Annotated in this window: 5 protein-coding genes; 4 read left to right on the forward strand and 1 reads right to left on the reverse strand. The window is 39.0% G+C overall.

The features are described from left to right. Positions 1-33: 33 nt before the first annotated feature. A complete protein-coding gene (locus tag A9Y75_RS25640; protein WP_071192702.1) occupies positions 34-1,368 on the reverse strand; it encodes a TrkH family potassium uptake protein in 1,335 nt (444 codons plus the stop codon). Positions 1,369-1,484: 116 nt separating this feature from the next. Here A9Y75_RS25640 and A9Y75_RS25645 point away from each other — a divergent pair, with 116 nt between their 5' ends. The 4 genes from A9Y75_RS25645 to cobA all read left to right on the forward strand — a co-directional run bounded on the left by A9Y75_RS25645 (position 1,485) and on the right by cobA (position 4,543). Next, the gene (locus A9Y75_RS25645) at positions 1,485-2,327 is read left to right on the forward strand and encodes a methyltransferase domain-containing protein (protein WP_071192704.1); all 843 of its coding nucleotides are present in this window, start codon (positions 1,485-1,487) and stop codon (positions 2,325-2,327) included. A gap of 81 nt (positions 2,328-2,408) precedes the next feature. After that, positions 2,409-3,350 (forward strand): homogentisate phytyltransferase, encoded by a 942-nt coding sequence (locus A9Y75_RS25650; RefSeq protein ID WP_071192711.1) that lies wholly within the window; start codon positions 2,409-2,411, stop codon positions 3,348-3,350. 4 nt (positions 3,351-3,354) lie between these two features. After that, on the forward strand, positions 3,355-3,834 hold the full coding sequence (locus tag A9Y75_RS25655; protein ID WP_071192713.1) for a tetratricopeptide repeat protein: 480 nt from the start codon (positions 3,355-3,357) through the stop codon (positions 3,832-3,834). Beyond that, the gene (gene cobA, locus A9Y75_RS25660; protein ID WP_071192715.1) at positions 3,827-4,543 is read left to right on the forward strand and encodes a uroporphyrinogen-III C-methyltransferase; all 717 of its coding nucleotides are present in this window, start codon (positions 3,827-3,829) and stop codon (positions 4,541-4,543) included. Before A9Y75_RS25655 ends, cobA begins: the two co-directional genes overlap by 8 nt. The last annotated feature ends 31 nt before the right edge of the window (positions 4,544-4,574 follow it).

A 4,574-nucleotide genomic window follows, 5' to 3' on the forward strand; every position in this document is an offset into this window, starting at 1 on the left:
CTCCCCATCTCCCCATCTCCCCATCTCCCCAAACTATCCTACGAGTAAGTTTTCTTCGGGATAGTGAATTCTGGTAGGACGGGGATCACCTAACATAGCTGACATAAATAATAAAACACCGACTCTGCCAATATACATTGTGAGAATTAAAATCAGCTTTGCTCCTGTGGAAATAGTACCAGTAATACCTGTAGATAGACCAACTGTAGCAAAGGCTGAAACCACTTCAAATAGAATTTGAATAAACTCTAATTTAGGGTCTGTGAGACTAATTAAAATAGTCGCCATAATGACGGTTGTGATGGAACCCACTAGTACACCAACCGCTTTTAAAATTAACGATATTGCTATTTTACGCTCATATAGTAAAACTTCCTCTTTCCCTTGGAGAATTGCTTGTGTACAACTAGTAAGGACTCTGAGAGTTGTTGTTTTCATACCTCCTCCTGTACCACCTGGACTTGCACCAATAAACATCAAAGCAATGGTAATAAATAAACCAGCATCGGTCATTTTGCTAATGTCAATTGTATTAAATCCAGCAGTTCTGGGTGTTACTGATTGAAACCAAGCTGATAATAATTGGTTAGTAAAACTCAAATCACCAAATGTTTGAGGATTCCTGATTTCTATACATAAAAAGGCTACTGTTCCCAATACTAAAAGTATCAAGGTCGTGCTAGTTGCCACTTTAAAATCAAGAGAAAATACTATGGCACTTGTTTTTCTGACAATTCTATCGCGCAGCCAAAGATAGAGATCCAAAATTACCTGATAACCAATTCCTCCAAAGATAATTAATCCGGTAATTGTGAAAACTACTAAACCAGAATTTTGATAACCTATTAAATTATCTTTGAAAAGACTAAAGCCAGCATTATTCCATGCATTCACACTATGAAATATTGCCAACCATAGTCCTTGATTCCATCCATATTGAGGAACGAAAGCTGGCAGTAATAACAATACGCCAGTGATTTCAAAAATCATCGTAGTCGCAATAATTGAACGAATAATTTGCGTGCTACCACTCATTCCTGGTCGGTCTAAAGCTTGTTGAATTGCTACTTTTTGCCGCAAGTCAAATCTCCGTCCAATTAATAAAATGAGAAAGGTGGTAGTTGTCATATAACCTAAACCACCAATTTGAGCTAAAAGTGCAATCAAGAATTGACCCCAAAAAGAAAAATAAGTACCAGGATCAACTACGGATAAACCTGTAACGCAAACTGCGGAGGTTGAAGTAAAAAGTGCTACAATCAGGTTATTCCAACTACCATCGCTAGTTGAAAAAGGCATCATCAACATCATGGTTCCTAGCAAGATGACAGCCAGAAATCCCAAACAAATTGTCCGAGCAACAGTCATAAGTAATTCAAAATTTGCTTCTGGAAGCAAAATACTCTTATCTAATTAAAAACACACATGGTAGCCTACCAATATGTTTTTTTTTCAATTCGGCTTTTTCTTCATCTGGTGTATTCATGAGTTCAACGCTTTATCAGCAAATTCAACAATTTTACGATGCTTCCTCCGGTTTGTGGGAACAGATTTGGGGAGAACATATGCATCACGGCTACTATGGTCCTACGGGGAACCAGCGGAAAGACCGTCGTTTAGCGCAAATTGATTTAATCGAAGAACTGCTGAAATGGTCAGAGGTCAAGGGTGCAGAGAATATCTTAGATGTAGGTTGTGGTATTGGTGGCAGTTCTTTATACTTAGCAGAAAAGTTTGGTGCTAAAGCAACGGGCATTACACTAAGTCCTGTACAAGCCGCTAGAGCCACAGAAAGAGCATCAGCAGCTAATTTGAATACCAGAACTCAGTTTCTCGTCGCCAATGCTCAAGAAATGCCTTTTGCTGACAATTCTTTTGACTTGGTGTGGTCGCTCGAAAGTGGTGAACATATGCCAGATAAAACCAAGTTTTTGCAAGAGTGTTACCGCGTGTTGAAGCCCGGAGGTACGTTGATTATGGTGACTTGGTGTCATCGACCTACGGATAAGAAAGCTTTGACTGCGGATGAACAAAAGCATTTAGAGGATATTTATCGAGTTTATTGTTTACCTTATGTGATGTCGTTGCCAGAGTATGAAGCGATCGCTCGTCAACTACCATTAAACAATATCCGCACGGCTGATTGGTCAACCGCTGTCGCTCCATTTTGGAATCGGGTAATTGATTCAGCATTTACTCCCCAAGCTGTTTTGGGATTATTGCTTTCCGGTTGGAGTACAATTCAAGGGGCGCTTTCTTTAGGGCTAATGCGTCGGGGTTATGAACGAGGTTTAATTAAATTTGGGTTAGTGTGCGGAAATAAGTAAGCAAATTTAAACGCTTTGTTTGGGCGGGTTTCTCCCGTCCTTTGTAGTTTCCCACATAACAGAAAACACAGAGAGTAAAAAATGAATCAGTTTTATCAACAGAATTCTCCGATTTTTCCAGGAAAGTGGCTTTATGCCTTTTGGAAGTTTTCCCGACCTCACACAATTATTGGCACAACTTTAAGTGTGTTGAGTTTATATTTGATTACCCTGGGTGTCACTTCCACAAGCTTGTCTAATATTAATCTAGGTCAAGTTTTGGGAGCTTGGATTGCTTGTATATGTGGCAATATCTATATCGTTGGTTTAAACCAATTAGAAGATGTTGATATCGACAAAATCAACAAGCCTCATTTACCCATAGCTTCAGGGGAATTCACCCCAGAACAAGGACAATTAATTGTCATTATTACAGGAATTTCGGCACTGATTGTCGCTTGGTTGAACGGACCATTTTTATTAGGAATGGTAGCGCTAAGTTTGGCAATTGGTACAGCTTATTCTTTACCACCAATTCGCTTAAAACAGTATCCCTTTTGGGCAGCATTATGTATTTTTTCTGTGCGGGGAACAATTGTTAATTTAGGCTTGTTTTTTCATTTTAATTGGCTATTGCAAAAAAGCCAAGGCATTCCCGCAGCAGTATGGGTTTTGACGGTGTTTATCTTGGTGTTTACCTTTGCGATCGCTATCTTTAAAGATATCCCCGATATGGAAGGTGATCGCCTTTACAATATCACAACTTTGACCCTGCAATTGGGACAAAAAGCAGTATTTAAACTCGCACTTTGGGTATTAACTGTTTGCTATTTAGGGATGATTCTTGTTGCTTTGTTCAAGATAGCAGAAGTTAACTCAATATTCCTAGTAATTACGCAGTTAGTAACCTTGATTGTCATGTGGTGGCAAAGTGCAGGAGTTGATTTGCAAGATAAAAATGCAATTGCGAGATTTTATCAATTTATCTGGAAACTGTTTTTTATCGAATATCTAATTTTTCCTATTGCCTGTATTTTGGCTTAAAACCATGTTAGAAAATTCACCGATTAGTAATATTTTTGCTATATCTTTAGTAATTTCCAGTTTAGGAATTCTCCTTTATTTCTCCTGGAAAACATTGATAACCTCAAACTCATTTCAAAAAGGAATTAAGCTTTTTCAAGCCAAAGATTATGAAGGTGCAGAATCAGAATTTCGTAAAGTAATTGCCATCAACTCTACTAATGATATAGTCCGGTTGTTGTTGGGCGATCTTTTAAATCACAAAGGACAAATTGCAGAAGCCAAAGAATTATTCAGCGAAGTAATTCACCGCAGCCCCAAAAATGCCGATGCTTACCTACGCTTGGCAAATATATTGTTACTAGAAAACAATCAAGAACAAGCAATCAATAATCTCCAAACAGCAAAAGACCTATTCCAAAAACAGCGTCAACCAGAAAAAGCAGAAACAATAAATAAAATCCTCCAAGGTATTCACAAGGAAATGCAAATGACCAATGACTAATAATAAAGTTTACCTCGTTGGTGCAGGCCCTGGAGATGTGGCATACTTGACTGTTAAAGCCTATCGTCTCTTGGCTACTGCTCAGGTCTTAGTTTATGATGCTTTAGTAGATACCCAATTGTTAGAATGCGTATCACAGGATTGTCTAAAACTAGATGTGGGTAAACGCGGTGGTAAACCCAGCACTTCCCAAGCTGAAATTAACAATTTGCTGATCAAGTATTATCAAGAAGGCAAACAAGTTGTTAGGCTAAAATCAGGTGATCCATTTATTTTTGGGCGTTGTATTTCCGAAATTGAAGCTTTAAAATCTGCTGGTTGTGAATTTGAAGTGATACCGGGGATTTCTTCAGCTTTAGCAGCACCTTTATTAGCAGGAATTCCCCTCACAGATCCGGTTCTTAGTCGCTGTTTTGCTGTTTTGACAGCACATGAACCAGACGCTTTAGACTGGGAAGCACTGTCAAGGTTAGAAACTTTGGTAATTTTGATGGGGGGAAAAAATTTAGGCGAGATTGTGCATCAGCTGCTACGATATGGGCGCTTGTACTCCACACCTATTGCTATTATTCGTTGGGCCGGAACTCCCAGTCAAGCTATCTGGGTAGGTGAATTAGGCAATATTGTGGCACAAACAGCAGGTTTATCACTCTCTCCTGCGGTAATAGTCATTGGTGAAGTTGTGGGATTACGCAAATATAGCAGGTGACAGGAGTCAGGAGTCAGGAGTCAGGAGTCAG

The sequence above is a fragment of the Trichormus sp. NMC-1 genome, from assembly GCF_001858025.1.
Classification (GTDB): domain Bacteria; phylum Cyanobacteriota; class Cyanobacteriia; order Cyanobacteriales; family Nostocaceae; genus Anabaena.